At 71.1% G+C, this 18,086-nt stretch carries 15 protein-coding genes; 8 read left to right on the top strand and 7 right to left on the bottom strand.

Features of this window, described 5'->3' with window-relative positions; genetic code table 11:
• Positions 1-128 precede the first annotated feature (128 nt).
• Positions 129-1,004, bottom strand: coding sequence for a hypothetical protein (locus tag ABZV34_RS19065; RefSeq protein ID WP_356277548.1), 876 nt, complete (start codon positions 1,002-1,004; stop codon positions 129-131).
• A gap of 378 nt (positions 1,005-1,382) precedes the next feature.
• Between ABZV34_RS19065 and ABZV34_RS19060 the strand changes: the two genes are divergently transcribed.
• Together ABZV34_RS19060 and ABZV34_RS19055 are read left to right on the top strand one after the other, a co-directional pair.
• A complete protein-coding gene (locus tag ABZV34_RS19060; protein ID WP_356277545.1) occupies positions 1,383-3,068 on the top strand; it encodes a glycoside hydrolase family 18 protein in 1,686 nt (561 codons plus the stop codon).
• Between the two features lie 261 nt (positions 3,069-3,329).
• Complete coding sequence (locus tag ABZV34_RS19055; protein ID WP_356277542.1) at positions 3,330-4,667, top strand: M14 family metallopeptidase; 1,338 nt, start codon at positions 3,330-3,332, stop codon at positions 4,665-4,667.
• A 66-nt stretch (positions 4,668-4,733) separates the two neighbouring features.
• Here ABZV34_RS19055 and ABZV34_RS19050 read toward each other — a convergent pair whose 3' ends face one another.
• The 5 genes from ABZV34_RS19050 to ABZV34_RS19030 form a co-directional block, all read right to left on the bottom strand.
• Complete coding sequence (locus ABZV34_RS19050; protein WP_356277539.1) at positions 4,734-5,426, bottom strand: hypothetical protein; 693 nt, start codon at positions 5,424-5,426, stop codon at positions 4,734-4,736.
• Between the two features lie 64 nt (positions 5,427-5,490).
• A complete protein-coding gene (locus tag ABZV34_RS19045; protein ID WP_356277536.1) occupies positions 5,491-6,963 on the bottom strand; it encodes a gluconate:H+ symporter in 1,473 nt (490 codons plus the stop codon).
• Between the two features lie 132 nt (positions 6,964-7,095).
• The gene (locus tag ABZV34_RS19040; protein WP_356277534.1) at positions 7,096-7,506 is read right to left on the bottom strand and encodes a RidA family protein; all 411 of its coding nucleotides are present in this window, start codon (positions 7,504-7,506) and stop codon (positions 7,096-7,098) included.
• Between the two features lie 8 nt (positions 7,507-7,514).
• Positions 7,515-8,273 (bottom strand): IclR family transcriptional regulator, encoded by a 759-nt coding sequence (locus ABZV34_RS19035; protein ID WP_356277532.1) that lies wholly within the window; start codon positions 8,271-8,273, stop codon positions 7,515-7,517.
• Entirely contained in the window at positions 8,270-9,412 is a 1,143-nt protein-coding gene (locus ABZV34_RS19030; RefSeq protein WP_356277529.1) for a sugar kinase, read from the bottom strand. Before ABZV34_RS19030 ends, ABZV34_RS19035 begins: the two co-directional genes overlap by 4 nt.
• 151 nt (positions 9,413-9,563) lie before the next feature.
• On the opposite strand from ABZV34_RS19030, the gene ABZV34_RS19025 reads away from it, so the two are divergent.
• Positions 9,564-10,841 carry an amino acid deaminase gene (locus tag ABZV34_RS19025; RefSeq protein ID WP_356277526.1) on the top strand — a complete coding sequence of 426 codons (1,278 nt, stop codon included), beginning with the start codon at positions 9,564-9,566 and terminating at the stop codon, positions 10,839-10,841.
• 26 nt (positions 10,842-10,867) lie between these two features.
• A complete protein-coding gene (locus ABZV34_RS19020; protein ID WP_356277523.1) occupies positions 10,868-12,490 on the top strand; it encodes a D-aminoacylase in 1,623 nt (540 codons plus the stop codon).
• Positions 12,491-12,509: 19 nt separating this feature from the next.
• On the opposite strand, the gene ABZV34_RS19015 is transcribed toward ABZV34_RS19020, so the two are convergent.
• Complete coding sequence (locus tag ABZV34_RS19015; RefSeq protein ID WP_356277521.1) at positions 12,510-13,448, bottom strand: serine protease; 939 nt, start codon at positions 13,446-13,448, stop codon at positions 12,510-12,512.
• Between the two features lie 365 nt (positions 13,449-13,813).
• On the opposite strand from ABZV34_RS19015, the gene ABZV34_RS19010 reads away from it, so the two are divergent.
• From ABZV34_RS19010 to ABZV34_RS18995, 4 genes are all read left to right on the top strand, one after another.
• The gene (locus ABZV34_RS19010; protein WP_356277518.1) at positions 13,814-15,025 is read left to right on the top strand and encodes a pyridoxal phosphate-dependent aminotransferase; all 1,212 of its coding nucleotides are present in this window, start codon (positions 13,814-13,816) and stop codon (positions 15,023-15,025) included.
• Positions 15,026-15,128: 103 nt separating this feature from the next.
• Positions 15,129-15,542, top strand: coding sequence for a hypothetical protein (locus ABZV34_RS19005; RefSeq protein WP_356277515.1), 414 nt, complete (start codon positions 15,129-15,131; stop codon positions 15,540-15,542).
• Between the two features lie 243 nt (positions 15,543-15,785).
• Positions 15,786-16,877: a substrate-binding domain-containing protein gene (locus ABZV34_RS19000; protein ID WP_356277513.1), complete on the top strand. Its 1,092-nt coding sequence runs from the start codon at positions 15,786-15,788 to the stop codon at positions 16,875-16,877.
• Entirely contained in the window at positions 16,874-18,046 is a 1,173-nt protein-coding gene (locus ABZV34_RS18995) for a toxic anion resistance protein (protein WP_356277511.1), read from the top strand. Before ABZV34_RS19000 ends, ABZV34_RS18995 begins: the two co-directional genes overlap by 4 nt.
• The last annotated feature ends 40 nt before the right edge of the window (positions 18,047-18,086 follow it).

Raw genomic sequence — 18,086 nt, 5'->3', positions numbered from 1 at the left:
GTGGTGCTGCGGAACGGTGGTGCTGCGGAACGGTGGTGCTGCGAAACGGTGGTGCTGCGAAACGGTGGTGCTGCGGAGCCGTGAGCGTGGATCCGCGCGGTCGACGCGTCCGATGTGACCTATGTGGCTTATGTCATGCCCCGGGGCAGGGCACGCACTGGAGAGGATGCCCGCACCGCGGCGGCCGGAAGCTCCGAGGGCGGTGTCAGGGGCGCGGCACAGAACCCGCAGCGGTCACCGATGAGTTCGAGTCCGCACCAGTGGCACTCCTCCCGCCGGACGGACGACACGAGTTGGTAGAGCACGGAGACGTCGTGCAGACCGGCGGCGAACTCGGCGAGCTTGGTGGTGCCCCACCAGCGCGCCGACTCCTCCGGCAGCGGCACGGTCGCGACGCCCTGTACGCGCCAGGCGGGCGCGAGAGTCGCCGTGACCCAGTCCGAGGGCGGCTGTCCGGCGGCCACGAGCAGCCGGGTGCCGAACTCGGGGCCGGCGATGTCGTCCTGGCCGATCCGCGCGAGCTGGGGCCGCGGAGTGGCCAGCACGGCGAACTGAGCCCCGGGCACCCATGACTTGGCGTGCGACTTCAGGGTCACCGGCACCCGGTCGAGCTTGGCGACCGAGCCGAGCAGGGCGCCGGCGTAGATGTAGTGGGCGAGCAGCCGGGCGGAGGAGGCGAGCACGCCGGGACTGAAGTCACAGCCGGAGAGCTGGCGCAACTGCTGTGCAAGAAGGGCGAGTCCGAGCGGCGGCAGATCGATGCCGAGCAGCGCGATCCGGTCACTCTCCAGGACGGAGCGGACGGTGTGCAGGCGCCGGGTCACGGCCGCGTCGACGGAGGCCGGGTAGAGCGCGATGACGTATCCGTGCTGCTCGATGAGCGCGTGCATTCCCGTGAGGGAGTCTTCGAGGGTGTCGAGGGGCTGGACGACCGCGGGCGGGGTCTGCCGGTCGTGCGGCGGCAGCACCAGGTCGGAACTGGTGACGGCTATCGCGGTCGGCACGCTGCACACACCCCGTTCGCCGCGGCGAGGTGGTCAACCACCGCCACGGATCGCCCCTGTTTCGTCATGGACCGCCACAGTTGGTCGCAGATCGCCACTGTGACGTCCCCTCGCATCGTGCATCAGCACCATATCCACGGCATGCCCCGCTCAACACCGAATCCACCAGATCATCTCACGGAAGGTGCGGGCATGATCAACGCAGAGTAAGGCGAATACGCGACAAGTCGCCCGCGCGGCAGGGGTGTTGGGATTTTCGACCGCTCCCCGGGGTCTTGACAACAGGATTGGTCTGGACCAACTTGTAATCCAGCGGTGGCCGCCGTTCCGTATCCCTCCCCCACCTCCCCGGAGGACCCAGTGGACCGCGTCACACGCATGCCCGCACGGAGATGGGCGGTCGGCCTCGCCACCGCAGTCACCGCCTCCGTCCTCTCCCTCACCGGCCTGGCGGGCCAGGCCCAGGCCGCCGACGTCAACAACGCCAGGAACGGCGGGTACGAGTCGGGCCTGAGCAACTGGACCTGTTCCGCGGGCAGCGGGACGACGGTCTCCTCACCGGTGCACGGCGGCTCGGCGGCGCTCAAGGCGACACCGGCCGGGCAGGACAACGCCCAGTGCACCCAGCCCGTCGCGGTCAAGCCCAACTCGACGTACACGCTGAGCGCGTGGGTGCAGGGCGGGTACTCCTATCTCGGTGTGACCGGCACGGGCACCACGGACGTGTCGACCTGGACCCCGGACTCCGCCTCCTGGAAGCAGCTGTCCACCACCTTCACCACCGGCGCGTCGACGACCTCGGTGACGGTCTACACCCACGGGTGGTACGCGCAGGCCGCGTACTACGCCGACGACCTCTCGGTCTTCGGCCCGGACGGCGGCGGAGGCGGCGACCCGGCCCCCACGATTCCCGCGGCGCCGGCCGGCCTGGCCGTCTCCTCCACCACCTCCTCGTCCGTCTCCCTGACCTGGAACACGGTGTCGGGCGCGACGGGTTACAACGTCTACCGGTCCGGCACGAAGGTGACGGCGGTGACCGGGACCTCGGCGACGGTGACCGGGCTTGCGGCGTCCACCTCGTACCCCTTCCAGGTCACGGCGACCAACTCGGCCGGGGAGTCGGTGAAGTCGGCGACGGTCACGGGCACCACGGGCGCGACCTCCGGCGGCGGGGGCACCCTGCCGAAGCACGCCGTCACGGGCTACTGGCAGAACTTCAACAACGGCGCGACGGTCCAGAAGATCTCCGCCGTCCAGTCCCAGTACGACATCATCGCGGTGGCCTTCGCGGACGCGACCGGCACACCGGGCGCGGTGACCTTCAACCTGGACTCCGCCGGCCTCGGCGGGTACTCGGTCGACCAGTTCAAGGCGGACATCAAGGCCAAGCAGGCCGCGGGCAAGAAGGTCGTCATCTCCATCGGCGGCCAGAACGGCACGGTGTCGATCACCGACTCGACGTCCGCGGCGAACTTCGCCAACTCCGTCTACTCCCTCATGCAGACGTACGGCTTCGACGGCGTCGACATCGACCTGGAGAACGGCCTCAACGCGACCTACATGACACAGGCGCTGCGCTCCCTGGCGTCGAAGGCGGGCTCGTCCCTGATCATCACGATGGCCCCGCAGACGATCGACATGCAGTCCACCTCGAACTCCTACTTCCAGACCGCCCTGAACATCAAGGACATCCTCACCGTCGTCAACATGCAGTACTACAACAGCGGTTCGATGCTGGGCTGTGACGGCAAGGTCTACTCCCAGGGCTCCGTCGACTTCCTGACCGCCCTCGCCTGCATCCAGCTGCAGGGCGGCCTCGCCCCGTCCCAGGTCGGTCTGGGCCTGCCGGCCTCGACGAGCGGCGCGGGCAGCGGTTACGTCTCCCCGGCCATCGTCAACAACGCCCTGGACTGCCTGGCGAAGGGCACCAACTGCGGTTCCTTCAAGCCCTCCAAGACCTATCCGGACCTGCGCGGCGCGATGACCTGGTCGACGAACTGGGACGCCTCCGCGGGCAACGCGTGGTCCAACTCGGTGGGAGCACACGTGCACGGGCTCGGCTGAACCCGCCGAACCGGCGGAGCCGGTGGGGCGGCCCCACCGGGCCGGCCGAAGGGGCGACCTCCGACGAGGTCGCCCCTTCGGGCTTTCCCGGCCGGATTCCGGCCGATTCCGCTCGCCCGCCCTTTGTCCAGTCTTGACCTGCTCATGCCATAGCTTCACCATGGGCGCCACATCCGCACCCCGCACGTCGCACTGATCCCACCCCCCAGCTCCGTCCCCCACATCCGGTCACCCGGATTCCTGGAGAAACAAGGAGACTTCATGCGACTTCGCACACGCGGCAGACGGGCCGCCGCCCTCGCCACGCTGCTGGCGCTCGCCCTCGCCGCACCCGTCACCGGTTCGGCCACCACCGCCACGGCGACCGGGGCGAAGGCCCCCGCGCCCTCGGCCGACGACATCCGTCAGTACGAGATCCACCAGAGCACGACCCCGGTGACCCGTACGGCCATCCAGCGCACCGGCGTCACCGTGGACGAGGCCGACGAGGAGACCGTCGTCGTCTCGGGCCGCGCCGACCAGGCCAGGGAGCTGCGCCGGCTCGGCTACGAGGTCTCGCCGCTGGGCTCGGCACCGGACCGTTCGAACGGCCCCGGTGATCTCCGCCTCCTCGACTTCCCCTCGGCCGACTCGAAGTACCACAACTACGCCGAGGCGAACGCGGAGATCGACCAGCGGATCGCGGCCTACCCCGGCATCATGAGCAAACGGGTGATCGGCAAGTCCTACCAGGGCCGCGACATCATCGCCGTCAAGGTCAGCGACAACGTGGCGGCCGACGAGAACGAACCCGAGGTCCTGCTCACCTTCCACCAGCACGCCCGTGAGCACCTGACCGTCGAGATGGCGCTGTACCTGCTGCGCGAACTGGGGGCCGGCTACGGCGGTGACTCCCGGGTCACGAACATGGTGAACAACCGCGAGATCTGGATCGTCCCGGACCTCAACCCGGACGGCGGCGAGTACGACATCGCGACCGGGTCGTACCGCTCCTGGCGCAAGAACCGTCAGCCCAACAGCGGGAGTTCGTACGTCGGCACCGACCTCAACCGCAACTGGAACTACCGGTGGGGCTGCTGCGGCGGCTCGTCCGGGTCCACGTCCTCCGAGACCTACCGCGGCGCGTCCGCCGAGTCGGCGCCCGAGGTGAAGGTGGTCGCCGACTTCGTACGCGGCCGGGTCGTCGGCGGCAAGCAGCAGATCAGGGCCGGGATCGACTTCCACACGTACAGCGAACTCGTGCTGTGGCCCTTCGGATACACCACCGCCGACACCGCGACCGGCATGACCGCGGACGACGCCGCCGCGTTCAAGGCCGTCGGGCGCAAGATGGCCGCCAGCAACGGGTACACACCGGAGCAGTCCAGCGACCTGTACATCACCGACGGCTCGATCGACGACTACCTCTGGGGCTCCCAGAAGATCTTCGACTTCACCTTCGAGATGTACCCGACGTCCAGTTCGGGCGGCGGGTTCTACCCGCCCGACGAGGTGATCGAGCGGGAGACCTCGCGCAACCGGGACGCGGTGCTCCAACTGCTGGAGAACGCGGACTGCATGTACCGGTCCATCGGCAAGGAAGCGCAGTACTGCGCCTGACCGGGGCGGTCCTGACAGAGGGGAACCGCGCGGCCGCGTACGGCCGGTCGCGCGGTTCCCCCGCGCCTACGGGGTGTCCTCGGCCGGGGTGTCCTCTTCCAGGGCCTTCTCGGCCGGGGTCTTCTCGGCCTTGACGCCCTCGGCGGAGGTGTCCTCGGCGGAGACGTCCCCGTCCCGGGTGTCCTCCTCCGGCGCACCCTCCTCGAAGTAGGCGTCCAGCACGGCGTCGAGCCGCTCCTCCCACTCCTTGAAGCGTGCCCGGGCCGTCGCCTCGATCTCGATCGGGTACCAACGGCGGTCCGGTGTGTGCACCGTGATGGTGAACCGCTTCCCGAAGCGGGGCGACTCCGTCTCCACGGCCCCGATCTCGTCCCAGCGGAACTCCGCCTCCTGGTCGTCCAGACGAAGGCGTACGCCGCCGTGGTCGGCCTTGATCGAGGCACGCCGGTCGGAGGCCTCGAACACCGGTCCGTCGGGAACGGGTTCGGGGTCGGACTCGGTCTCGGACTCTGTCCCGGAGTCGGACTCTGTCTCGGAGTCGGTCTCGGAGTCGGTTTCCTCCTCGGACTTGGTGGAGGTCTCGGCGGAGACCTCCTCTTCGGGGGCGACGTCCTCGACAGCCGCCTCCTCGGACACGGCCTCCTCGACGACCGCGTCCTTCGGCTCCGCCGTGGCGGGTGACGTGAGCCCGGGGATGTACGCCGGGTTCACCGCGGCGGCGTCCAGGGGCTGGCTCTTCGAACCTATGCGCTGCTCCACAGCGGGCAGTATGGTCGAAGATCCTGTGCCGGGCACAGCCAGCCCCTACTTAGCTACGCGGCTGTTATACGAACACACTCACCACGGCGGCCACGGCGAACCCGGCGACGGACAGCACCGACTCCAGGACGGTCCAGGTCTTCAGCGTGTCCCGCTCGCTGATGCCGAAGTACTTGGCGACCATCCAGAAGCCGCCGTCGTTGACGTGCGAGGCGAAGATGGAGCCCGCCGAGATGGCCATGATGACCAGCGCGACGAACGCCTGGGAGTGGTCGCCCTCCGTCAGCAGCGGAGCCACGATGCCCGCCGTGGTGACGATGGCGACCGTGGCCGAGCCCTGGGCGACGCGCAGGACCAGGGAGATCAGGTAGGCGAGGACGACCACCGGCAGGCCGACGTCGTTGAAGGTGTCGGAGAGCGCCTGGGCGACCCCGCTGCCCTTGAGGACCGCGCCGAAGACACCGCCCGCGCCGACCACGAGCAGGATGTTGCCGACCGGCTTGAGGGAGGCGGTGGACACCGTCTCCAGCGACTTGCGGGACCAGCCGCGACGGATGCCGAGCAGGTAGTACGCCAGCAGCAGCGCGATCGTCAGGGCGACGAAGGGGTGGCCGAAGAACTCGATGACCGAGCGGCCGGTGGAGGGGTCGAAGGCGATCGAGGAGAAGGTCGCGAGCAGGATCAGCACCAGCGGCGTACCGATGATGGCCAGCACCGTGCCGAGCGGCACCGGCGCCTCCCGCGGCGTGACACCGGCGCTCCGCTGCTCCTCGGCCAGCGCGGCCTTCGCCTCGTCGGCCGCCTCGACCATGTCCTGCGGCACGGGGACGAAGATCCGCTTGCCGATCCAGGCGGCCCAGACCCAGGCGGCGAGCACGGCGGGGATTCCGCAGACGACGCCCATCAGGATGACCCAGCCGAGGTCGACGTGGAGCAGACCGGCGGCGGCCACCGGACCCGGGTGCGGCGGCAGGAACGCGTGGGTCATCGACAGGCCGGCGAGCAGCGGCAGGCAGTACAGGAGGATCGACTTGCCGCCGCGCTTGGCGGCCGCGTACACGATCGGCGCGAGGACGAAGATGCCGACGTCGAAGAAGACCGGGATGCCGAAGATGAGGCCGGTGAGGCCCATGGCGAGCGGGGCGCGCTTCTCGCCGAAGAGCTGGAGCAGCCGGGAGGCCAACACCTCGGCGCCGCCGGAGACTTCGAGCACGGCGCCGAGCATGGTGCCGAGCCCGATGATGATCGCGATGTGGCCGAGGGTGCCGCCCATGCCGGACTCGATGAGCGAGACGGCGTCGGAGCGCTGGACGGTGCCGAACAGTTCGGTGACCGAGAGACCGGCCGCGAGGCCGACGGCTATGGAGACCGCGAGCAGCGCGACGAACGGCTGCAGTCTGACCTTGATGATCAGGAAGAGGAGCAGCAGGATGCCGAGCGCGGCGACCGTGAGGAGGCCGGCGGTGCCGTGGATGAGGGCGATGAGTCCACCGGTGTGGGGTGGGGTCTCCGGAGCGGCGGCTGCGAGCAGGGACATCACGGGGGACCTCGTAATTCCATGAGTCTTTCGGGGCAGGGGGAATCGCGGTGCGGCGCCCCGGGAACGGGTGCCGCACCGTGAGGACGTACGGGGTGCGGGGGGAAAGCCGGGAGCGGGCGGAGCCCGGCGTCAGCTCAGGACGGCCAGCGCGTCGATCTCGACGAGGAGGCCCGCGGGCAGACCGACGTAGACGGTCGTGCGGGCGGCGGGGGGCGCGGTGAGGCCCTGCTCCTCGAAGTACGTGTTGTAGATCTGGTTCATCTCGGCGAAGTGGTCGACGTCGGTGAGGTAGACGCGGATCATCATCGCGTCGTCCCAGGTGGCGCCGCCCTCTTCGAGGATGGCCCGGACGTTGGCGAGGGTCTGGAGGGTCTGCTCACGCAGGGCAGGGCCGGCGGGCGTCGGCGGCTCGCCCTCGACGGCGGGCAGGAAGCCGACCTGCCCGGCGACCTGGAGGAAGTTCCCCTTCCTGACTCCGTGCGAGAACTTGGCGGGCGGGGTGGTGTGGGTCTTGGGGGTGAGGGCGGTCTTCTCGGTCATGGGGGTCCTTAGCTGGGGTCCTTGGGGGGTCTTCCGGAGTAGTCGCGGCTGATGGCGTCCGCCGTACGGCGCACCAGCGGGAGCAGGGTGAGGAGTTCCTCGGCGGTGACGACGACGTTGGGCGCGGAGACCGACATCGCGGCGGCGACCCGCCCGTCGGCGCCCCGGATGGGCGCGGCGACGCAGTTGATGGACTCCTCGTGGCCACCGAGGTCGGTGGCCCAGCCCTGTTCGCGCACCGTCGCCAGCTCTTTGCGGAAGGCCGGGGCGTTGGGGGTCGAACGGGCCGTGTACAGGGGGTAGTCGAGCTTCTCCGTGAGGACGCGGCGCTCGGCGTCGGGCAGGTCGGCGAGGAGGAGTTTGGCGACCGCGGCGACGGTGATGGCGACGGGCTTGCCGATCCGGGAGTACATGCGCACGGGGTAGCGGCTCTCCACCTTGTCGATGTAGAGGACCTCGTTGTCCTCGTACACCGCGAGGTGGACGGTGTGCCCGCACTGCTCGTTGAGGCGTACGAGGTGGGGGTGGGCGATCTCCCGGATGTCGAGGTTCTCCACGGCTTCCTGGGCGAGGGCGAAGAGGCGGGCGCCGAGGCGGTAGCGCTGGTCGGACTGGCGGTGGACGAGGCCGTGCTCGTGCAGGGTGCGCAGGAGCCGGAGCGCCGTGGACTTGTGGACGCCGAGGCGGTCGGCGACCTGGCCGAGGTCGGCGGGTCCCTCGGCGAGCAGCGGCAGGATGCTCAGCGCCCGGTCGACGGTCTGGCTCATGGGGTACGTACCTCCTCGTCGGCCCGCGTGACGGCTTCGGTCCAGCCGGGGCCGAGTCGAAGTGTCCCCCACGCCTCGTCGTCCAGAGCGGCCAGCCGGTCGGCGTGGTCGCGGGACGGCGGCGTGGCGAGGTCGCCGGGGACGGTGAGGGCGGCGGCGGCCGTGAGGTGGCCGTGCCGCAGCCGTTCCCGGGCGGGCAGCCCGCGCAGGGTGGCGGACAGGAACCCGGCGGCGAAGGCGTCCCCGGCGCCGACGGGCGCGACGACGTCGACCCGCAGGGCGGGAACGCGGGTGACGGTGTCCGCGCGGGGTCCGCCGTCACGGACACCGCCGGGCTCCGCACCGCGGACACCGCCGGGCTCGCCGCCGCTGCCGCGCTCGAACAGCGTCGCGCCCCCCGCTCCCTGCTTCACCACCAGTACCCGTGGTTCGGGCAGGGCGGCGCGGATCGCGTCGGGGCCGCCGGTGACGCCCCAGGCCTCCTCCGCCTCGTCCTCGCCCACGAAGACGAGGTCGCTGCGGCGGGCCAGTTCCAGCAGGACGGTCCGGCCCGTCTCCGGGTGGTGCCAGAGGTGGGCCCGGTGGTTGACGTCGAACGAGACGAGAGGGCGGGAGGGGCGGGAGGCGGTCAGTTCGCGGAGCAGGGCCAGGCAGTCGGCGGAGAGCGCGGCGGTGATGCCGGAGAGGTGCAGGACGCGTCCGGAGTCCAGTTCCGCGCGGGGCGTGTTGTCCGGGGACATCGCGGAGGCGGCGGAACCGGCACGGTAGTAGAGGACTTCGTGGTCGTCCGTGGCCCGGTCGCCCGCGGTGCGGAAGTAGATTCCGGTGGGGCGGTGCGGGTCGCGGCGCACCGCGGAGGTGTCGACGCCGTACCCGGTGATCGCCTCGACCAGATGGTCGCCGAATCCGTCGTCCCCGACCCGGCCGATCCACTTCACGCGGTGCCCCGCGGCCGCGAGGACGCAGGCCACGTTGGACTCGGCGCCGCCGATCCCCCGGTCGAAGGAGGGTACGTCGGCGAGCCGCCCCGGCCGGGAGGGCAGGAACGTGACCATGGACTCGCCGAGCGCGACCACGTCGACGGGGCGGATGCCGTCGACGGGACGGGACACGGCAGCTTCGGGTCCGGTGGGGGTCACGGTGACGGGGGCTCCTTGCTCGCGCGGCTCTCGCGGACGACGGCGTCCGACGGCACCGTTGACCCTGCGTTGGCTGGGATGTTAGACAGCAGTGAACGACATACGCAATGACCGTTGCAATACATGCAACGCACTTCCTCAGGGAGGCCCCATGGGCGCCGACACCGCCGCAGCACGCCTCGCCGCCCTCGCGGCGGACCGCGTGGACCACCGCTTCAAGGGGCTGCCCCCGGACGCCCGGGGTCTGACCGTCGGCGAGCTGACCGCCCAGCGCCGCAATCTCTTCGACGACGGCTTCACCACCCCCGTGCTCGCCCTCTCCGCCGAACGCCTCACCCACAACCTCGCCCTGATGGAGTCGTACGCCGCCCGCCACGGTCTCGCCTTCGCCCCGCACGGCAAGACCTCGATGGCCCCGCAGCTCTTCCACCGGCAGATCGAGCACGGCGCCTGGGGCATCACCCTCGCCGTGCCCCACCAGGTGTGGGTGGCCCGGGAGTTCGGCGTCCAGCGGGTCTTCCTCGCCAACGAGCTCGTCGACGCGGCGGCCCTGCGCCGGATCGCGGCCGAGCTCGCCGCCGACCCGGACTTCCGCTTCGTCTGCTACGTCGACTCGGTGCGCGGTGTCGAGCTGATGGCCGCCGCGCTGCACGGCTCCACCCGCCCGGTGGACGTGGTCGTCGAGCTCGCCGCCGGCGAGGGGGCCCGTACCGGCGTGCGGACGGAGGCGGAGTGCGCGGCGGTCGCGGACGCGGTGGCCGCGACGACGGCGCTGCGGCTGGTCGGCGTGGCGGGGTACGAGGGCGAGGTGCCACAGGCCGATCCCGACCGCGTGCACGCGTGGCTGCGCCGGCTGACCGCGCTCGCGGTGGACCTCGACAAGGCGGGCCGGTTCTCCGGGGTGGACGAGATCGTCGTCAGCGCGGGCGGCAGCGCCTGGTTCGACGCGGTGGCCGACGTCTTCGCGGAGATCCCCGAACTCTCCCGTCCCGTCCTGAAGTTGCTGCGCTCGGGTGCGTACGTCTCGCACGACGACGGTCACTACCGCCGGCTGACGCCGTTCGCCCGGGTCCCCGAGGAGGGCGCCCTGCACCCGGCGTTCCGGCTCTGGTCCCAGGTCGTCTCGCGGCCCTCCCCCGAGCAGGCCTTCGTCAACGCGGGCAAGCGGGACGCGGCCTACGACCTCGATCTGCCCGAGGCCCAGGCGGTCCGGCGCGGCGGCCGTGAGCGCCCGGCCACCGGGGTCGCCGTCACCGGTCTCTCGGACCAGCACGGGTGGCTGACCACCTCCCCGGAGGCGGACCTGGAGGTCGGGGACTGGGTGGGGCTGGGGCTGTCGCACCCGTGCACCTCCTTCGACAAGTGGCAGCTGATCCCCGTGGTGGAGGCGGACGGCACGGTCGTGGACTACGTACGGACGTTCTTCTAGAACCGGCACGGGAAAGGACGCACGCCATGATGGATCTCGTCATCCGCGACGCGGAGGTCGTCGACGGCACCGGGGGGCCCTCGTACCGCGCCGACGTGGGGATCGAGGGCGGCAGGATCACCACCGTCCTCAAGGAGGGCGCGGCGGCCGGCTGTCTGCGGCCCGTCGCCCGCCGGGTCCTGGACGCCGAGGGTCTGGCCCTGGCGCCCGGCTTCATCGACATGCACGCCCACAGCGACCTGGCCCTGCTGCGCGACCCGGAGCACACCGCGAAGGCGGCCCAGGGGGTGACCCTGGAGGTCATCGGGCAGGACGGACTGTCGTACGCGCCGGTGGACGACCGCACGCTCGCCGAGGTCCGCAGGGCGATCACCGGCTGGAACGGGTACGGCGACGACATCGACTTCGGCTGGCGCTCGGTCGGCGAGTACCTGGACCGGCTCGACCACGGCTTCGACGGCGAGGGCATCGCGGTGAACGCCGCGTACCTCGTCCCGCAGGGCACCGTCCGCATGCTCGCCGTCGGCTGGGAGGACCGCCCGGCGACCGAGCGGGAGCTGGACCGTATGCGGCGGCTGGTCGCCGACGGCCTGCGGGAGGGCGCCGTCGGCATGTCCTCCGGCCTCACCTACACCCCGGGCATGTATGCCGAGAACACCGAACTCACCGAACTGTGCCGGGTGGTGGCCGCGCACGGCGGCTACTACTGCCCGCACCACCGCTCGTACGGGGCGGGCGCCCTGGAGGCGTACGAGGAGATGGTGGCCCTCACCCGCGAGGCGGGCTGCCCGCTCCATCTCGCGCACGCCACCATGAACTTCGGGGTGAACGAGGGCCGGGCGCCCGAGCTGCTCGCGCTCCTGGACCGCGCGCTCGCCGAGGGCGCGGACATCAGCCTCGACACGTATCCCTACACCCCCGGCTGCACCACGCTCGTGGCGATGCTGCCGAGCTGGGCGGGCGAGGGCGGTCCCGAGGCGGTCCTGGCCCGGCTGGCGGACGACCAGAGCGCCGAGCGCATCCGGCACCACATGGAGGTCCTCGGCGCGGACGGCTGTCACGGCGTCCCCATCGAGTGGGACACCATCGAGATCTCCGGCGTCACCGATCCGGCGCTCGCGCAGTACGTCGGCAGCACGGTCCGGCAGTCCGCCGACCGGCTCGGCGAGGACCCGTGGACCACCGCCCGCCGTATCCTCCTCGACGACCGGCTCGGCGCCACGATCCTCCAGCACGTCGGCCACGAGGAGAACGTGCGCGCCATCATGCGGCACCGCGTGCACACCGGCGGCTCGGACGGCATCCTGCGCGGCGACAAGCCGCACCCGCGCGCCTACGGCACGTTCCCGCAGTATCTCGGCCGGTACGTGCGGGAGTTGGGGGTCCTCTCACTGGAGGAGTGCGTCGCCCACCTCACCGGCCGTCCGGCCGCCCGGCTGCGGCTGCCGGACCGCGGTCTGGTCCGCGAGGGCTACCGCGCCGACCTCGTCCTGTTCGACCCGGCCACCGTCGCGGCCGGGTCCACCTTCGAGGCACCGCGCACCCTCCCGACGGGCATCCCGTACGTGCTGGTCGACGGGCGTTTCGTGATCGAGGACGGACGGCGCACGGACGTCCTGGCGGGGCGGGCGGTCCGCCGTACGGCCTGACCGCCCGCCCCGCCGGGCGTCACGGCTTGGGCAGGACACACCCGGTGGCGCTCAGGTCGAGCTTGTTGCCGGTCCCGAAGCACGGGACGATCTGGTACGTCTCCTCGGCGTAGTTGATGCCCTGACGGATGGTGACGTTGCCGCTCGCGTCGACCTCGCACGGGTTGTTCACCGTGCAGCGCTCGCCGTCCTCGTTGCCGGTGTTGTTGACGGCGACGACCTTGCCGGTGGTGTTGTCGATCACGGGCGAGCCCGAGGTGCCGCCGATGGTGTTGCAGGCGGAGGTGTAGCGGACCGAGTCCTTCCAGGTCCAGCCACCCTCCTTCAGGCGGTACACGAACCCGTCGACGTTGCAGCTGTAGGTCCGCTTCCAGTAGCCGGAGACGACCTTGATGGCCGTGCCCGCGGTGGGACGCGTGTCGCTGAGGGTCAGCGCGCTGATCCCGTACGAGCTCCTGATCTGCGCGTAGGTGCGGGTGAGCTGGTAGATCGTGATGTCGGTGTCGGTCATCGTCGAGTACGCGACCTTGCTCGCGCGCAGTGTCCCGACGCCCGTCCCCGCGGAGTTGAGCAGGGTGAAGGAGCGCGAGGAGGTCTGGCCGACGATGACCTCGCCCGGTTCCGGGAAGCCCGTCTCCAGGCAGTGCCCGTTGGAGAGCACGAGCGCGGGGTCGCTGTCGGCGGAGTTGGGCATCCGGATGACGGAGCCCGAGCAGTTGCTGAGCGCGACGGTGCCGGCGTAGGTCACGGCCTGGACGGCAGGCGCCCGGACGGCCGACGCCTGCGCTACCGACGACCGCGCGGCGGACGCCCGTGTGACCGGTGCGGACGCGGGTGCGTACGCGGGGGTGGCTGTGTGCGCGGGGGTGGCTGTATGGGCGGGTGCCGCGACCGCGGGTGCCACGCCCGCCCCGGTGATCACCAGGGCGAACAGCGCGGCGACGAGAGGCTTTCTCATGTGGGGGTCCCCTCTTGCGACTTGGGCGGCCGGAGGTCTTCCGGCCACGGCCAGATTTGTCATGCGCATTGTGAAGCGAGGGGACGCAACGGACAAGGAGTCGTTTCCGGCCTCGGGCGACCGCCGCGGGAACCGTGTGGTCGCGGTCACCGACCCGTTCGGGGGAACCTCGCCCGTGGCCGGGATCAGCCCTGCCCCGCGCCCGGCTCGCGCGCCGGTCCGGCCGTCACGCCAGGACACGGGCGGATACCGCCGGGGTCACGGGGTCCACGACGCGCCGGCGGACGAAAGTCACCCAAAACACCACGTCTCACGTGGTGGAAAACACGCCCCGCGACGCGTTACGCGGCCGTAAGCTCACGGACATGCAGGTGATCCAGTCGACCAAGCTCGCCAACGTCTGTTACGAGATCCGGGGCCCGGTGCTCGAGGAGGCGATGCGGCTGGAAGCCGCGGGGCACCGGATCCTCAAGCTGAACACCGGCAATCCGGCCGCCTTCGGGTTCGAGTGCCCGCCGGAGATCCTGGAGGACATCCTCCGCAACGTCTCCTCGGCGCACGGCTACGGCGACGCGAAGGGCCTGCTGGCCGCCCGCCGCGCCGTCGTCATGCACAACCAGACCCTCGGCATCGAGACGGACGTCGAGCACGTCTTCATCGGCAACGGCGTGTCCGAGCTGATCGTGATGGCGATGCAGGGCCTGCTCGACGACGGCGACGAGGTGCTCGTACCGGCACCGGACTACCCGCTGTGGACCGCGGCCGTGTCCCTGTCCGGCGGCACCGCCGTCCACTACCGCTGCGACGAGCAGTCCGACTGGATGCCCGACCTCGCGGACGTGGAGCGGAAGGTCACCGACCGCACCAAGGCGATCGTCATCATCAACCCGAACAACCCGACGGGCGCGGTGTACGACGAGGCGATGCTGCGCGGGCTCACGGACATCGCCCGCCGCCACAACCTGCTCGTCTGCTCGGACGAGATCTACGACAAGATCCTGTACGACGACGCGACGCACACCCCCACCTCCGCGGTCGCCCCCGACCTGCTCACCCTCACCTTCAACGGCATGTCGAAGGCCTACCGGGTCGCCGGTTACCGCGTCGGCTGGATGTCGATCTCGGGCCCCCGCGCCCACGCCGACTCCTACATCGAGGGCCTGACGATCCTCGCGAACATGCGGCTGTGCGCGAACATGCCGGGCCAGCACGGCGTGGTCGCCGCGCTGAGCGGCCGGCAGACCATCGGCGAGCTCGTCCTGCCGGGCGGGCGCCTGAAGGAGCAGCGGGACGTCGCGTACGAACTGCTGACCCAGATCCCGGGGGTGAGCTGCGTGAAGCCGAAGGGCGCGCTGTATCTCTTCCCGCGGCTCGACCCGAAGGTCTTCAAGATCAAGGACGACCGGCAGATGGTCCTCGACCTGCTGCGCCGCGAGAAGATCATGGTCGTCCAGGGAACGGGCTTCAACTGGCCGGAGCCGGACCACTTCCGGGTGGTCACCCTGCCGACCGTAGGCGATCTGACCGACGCGGTGACCCGGATCGGCACCTTCCTGGACGGCTACGGCCAGCCCTGACCCTCACCCTGCGTGCCCGCCGGGTCCAGATGCGCGACCCGGCTCAACTTTAGACCGAATCCAAGCTAGGATGGCTTCCTGCGAGCGCACAGGAGGCCGTCCCATGTACGAACCGATCCGCACCAAGTCGGTCCACACCGCGCCCGGCACGCCCTCGGACTTCCCCCACCGGTCGCGCGAGGAGGAGCTGGACATCCAGCTCGCCGGGCATCTCGCGGCCCTCCTCGCGGTGACGGACGAGATCCGCGCACTCGCTCCCTCCCCCGACCTGGACGCCGCGGCCGGGCGGCTCGCCGAACAGGTCGCGCGGCTCCGGGGAGGCATGGCGCCGGTGCGCACGTCCTCGGCCGCCCCCGAGCCGCGCGCCACGGCCCTCCACCAGCGCGCCCACGCCCTCGCCGGACGCGCCCTCGTCGTCGCCGCCTCCCGCGCGGACACGGCCGCCGCGATCCTGGCCGCCGAGCGCATGGACGCCCACGCCCTGGCCACCGACCCCCGCACGCTCGCCTCCCACTGAGCCCGGCGCTCCCCCGAACGGCCCCGGTCCGCGCGCACCCTCAGCGTCGCGCGGACCGGGCGCCACACACTCCACCCGTCTCCGGCGGGCGTGGCGAGGACGATCTCGGCTCCGTCTTCGCTCTCCGATGACGGGCCGCACCGGGGGAAGCACCCGTTCCGGTTGCATACCGGGATAGGTCGGTCACTCCCCGTTCACCCGGTGCCTCCGGGAACGTTGGATTCCGGGAGCATTCTCCTCGGTGTGAGACGCATCGTGGGAATCGTCCTGGCGGTCCTGCTGATCGGCGGCGTGGCAGCAGCCGTCGTAGCGGGCCGCGAAGGCCAGGACACGGGCACGGCAACGAAGACCGTGCATGGAGTGATCGGTTCGGAGAAGGCGGAGTTCTTCGCCGACCCCGACGTGGTGAAGGCCCTCGCCGCCAAGGGCTACACCGTGAAGACGGAGACCTCCGGGTCCTGGGCCATGGAGGGCCTGGACCTCAAGGGGTACGACTTCGCCTTCCCCTCGAGCCAGGCCCCGGCCGACGAGCTCGCCGCCAAGTACCACGCGCGGCAGCCGCTGCCGCGCCCCTTCTACTCGCCCCTCGTGGTCGTCGCCCACCGCAGCGCCGCCGAGGTGCTCGCGGCGAACGGGCTCGCGACCCTCGGCAAGGGCTCCGGCACGCTCAGGATGGCCGCGTACCTCAAGGCCGCCGAGCACGACCGGACCTGGCAACAGCTCAAGGGGGCCGGGGCGCACGGGGAGCTGACCGGCACGCTGTACATCGCCACCACCGACCCCGTCACCTCCAACTCCGGCGCGCTCTACCTCGCCGCCGCCTCGTACGTCGCCGACGGCGGCCGGGTCGCCGCGGACACCGCCGCCGTCACCCGCACCGCGCCCCTCATGCGCAAGCTCATCAGCGTCCAGGGGGCCCAGCAGACCAGCACGGACGCCGCGTTCCGGGACTTCATCAGCGGGGCCGGAAACCCGCTCGTGCTGGTGTACGAGTCACAGGTCGCCTCGCTGCTCGCCCAGGGCCAGGACGTCGGTGATCTCACCGTCCTGTACCCGGACACCACCGCGAACAGCGACCACACCGTCGTACCGCTGACGGAGGCCGGCCGTGCGCTCGGTGAACTCCTCAGCGGCGACCCGGTTCTGCGCGGGCTGGCCGTCAAGCACGGGTTCCGGCCGCAGGGCGCGAGCGCGGAGTTCACGGCGGCGACCGCCGCCCACGCCACCTATCTCAACCAGAAACTGACCGGCGTCCGGCAGGCGCCCGTGCCCGCCTCCGCGGTGCTGCACGAGATGGCCCGCCGGGCGAAGGGCCAGGGGGGAAGCACATCATGAGCATCGAGGACACGTTCACCCTCACGCCGCCCGAGGCCGTCGCGCCCGTGCGACGCGAGAAGGCCGGCGGACTCGTTCCCGTCGACCCGTCCGTGCAGGACGAGATGGCGCGCAGGGCGGCCGAGTACATCGGCGGACTCGCGACCCTGGACGCCCGTTCACCCGAGTTCGCGGGCAAGGTCGGGGAGATCGCGGGCCTGGGCGCGAGCGAGATGCGGGGAGCCGCCGCGCAGTCCAACCGCATGCTGGAGCGCACCCTGCGCAGCCTCCCCTCGAAGGGCGAGGACGCGCAGTCGCACGTCGCGGGCTCGCTCGTCGAACTCCGGCGCGTGGTCGAGGATCTGGACCCGCGCGACCTGCCCGCGAGCAAGGGGCGCAAGCTCCTCTCGCGGCTGCCGGGCGGCAACAAGCTGCGCGACCACGTCGCCAAGTACGCCTCCTCGCAGGCCACCCTGAACAAGATCGTGGGCTCTCTGCGCGGTGGTCAGGACGAACTGCGCCGTGACAACGCGGCGTTGCAGACCGAGCGGGTCCGGCTCTGGGAGACGATGGGCAAGCTCCAGGAGTACGTGGTGCTGACCCAGGCCCTGGACACGGCCGTCGAGGAGCACATCTCGGGCGTCGACGGCGGCGACCCCGCGCAGGCCGACACCCTCCGCTCCGACGTCCTCTTCCCGGTGCGCCAGAAGCACCAGGACCTGCTGACCCAGCTCGCGGTGTGCGCGCAGGGCTATCTGGCCATGGACGTGGTCCGGCGCAACAACGACGAACTCATCAAGGGCGTCGACCGCGCCGCCACCACCACGGTCTCCGCGCTGCGCATCTCCGTGATGCTCGCCTCCGCCCTCGACAACCAGCGCAAGGTCGTCGACCAGGTCAACGCGTTGCGCGGCACCACGGAGGAACTGATCCGCGGCAACGCCGAGATGCTGGCCACGCAGAGCGGCGAGATCCAGCGCATCGCCGCCGACCCGGCCGTCGGCGCGGAGACCCTCCGTACCGCCTTCCAGCAGATCTACCGCACCCTCGACGCCATCGACACCTACAAGGTCCAGGCCACCGAGGCGATGGCGGTGACCGTGGAGTCCCTCACCTCGGAACTCCAGCAGGCGAGCGTCTACCTGGAGCGCAGCCGGTCGCGCGGCGCCCTGGACGGAGGGTCCGCGTGAGGCGCGTCAGACGCACCGGGGCGGGAACGGCCGCTCTCGC

It is taken from the genome of Streptomyces sp. NPDC005195, from assembly GCF_040608315.1.
Taxonomy (GTDB): domain Bacteria; phylum Actinomycetota; class Actinomycetes; order Streptomycetales; family Streptomycetaceae; genus Streptomyces; species Streptomyces kaempferi.
This window is presented reverse-complemented; position numbering and strand designations above follow the sequence as displayed.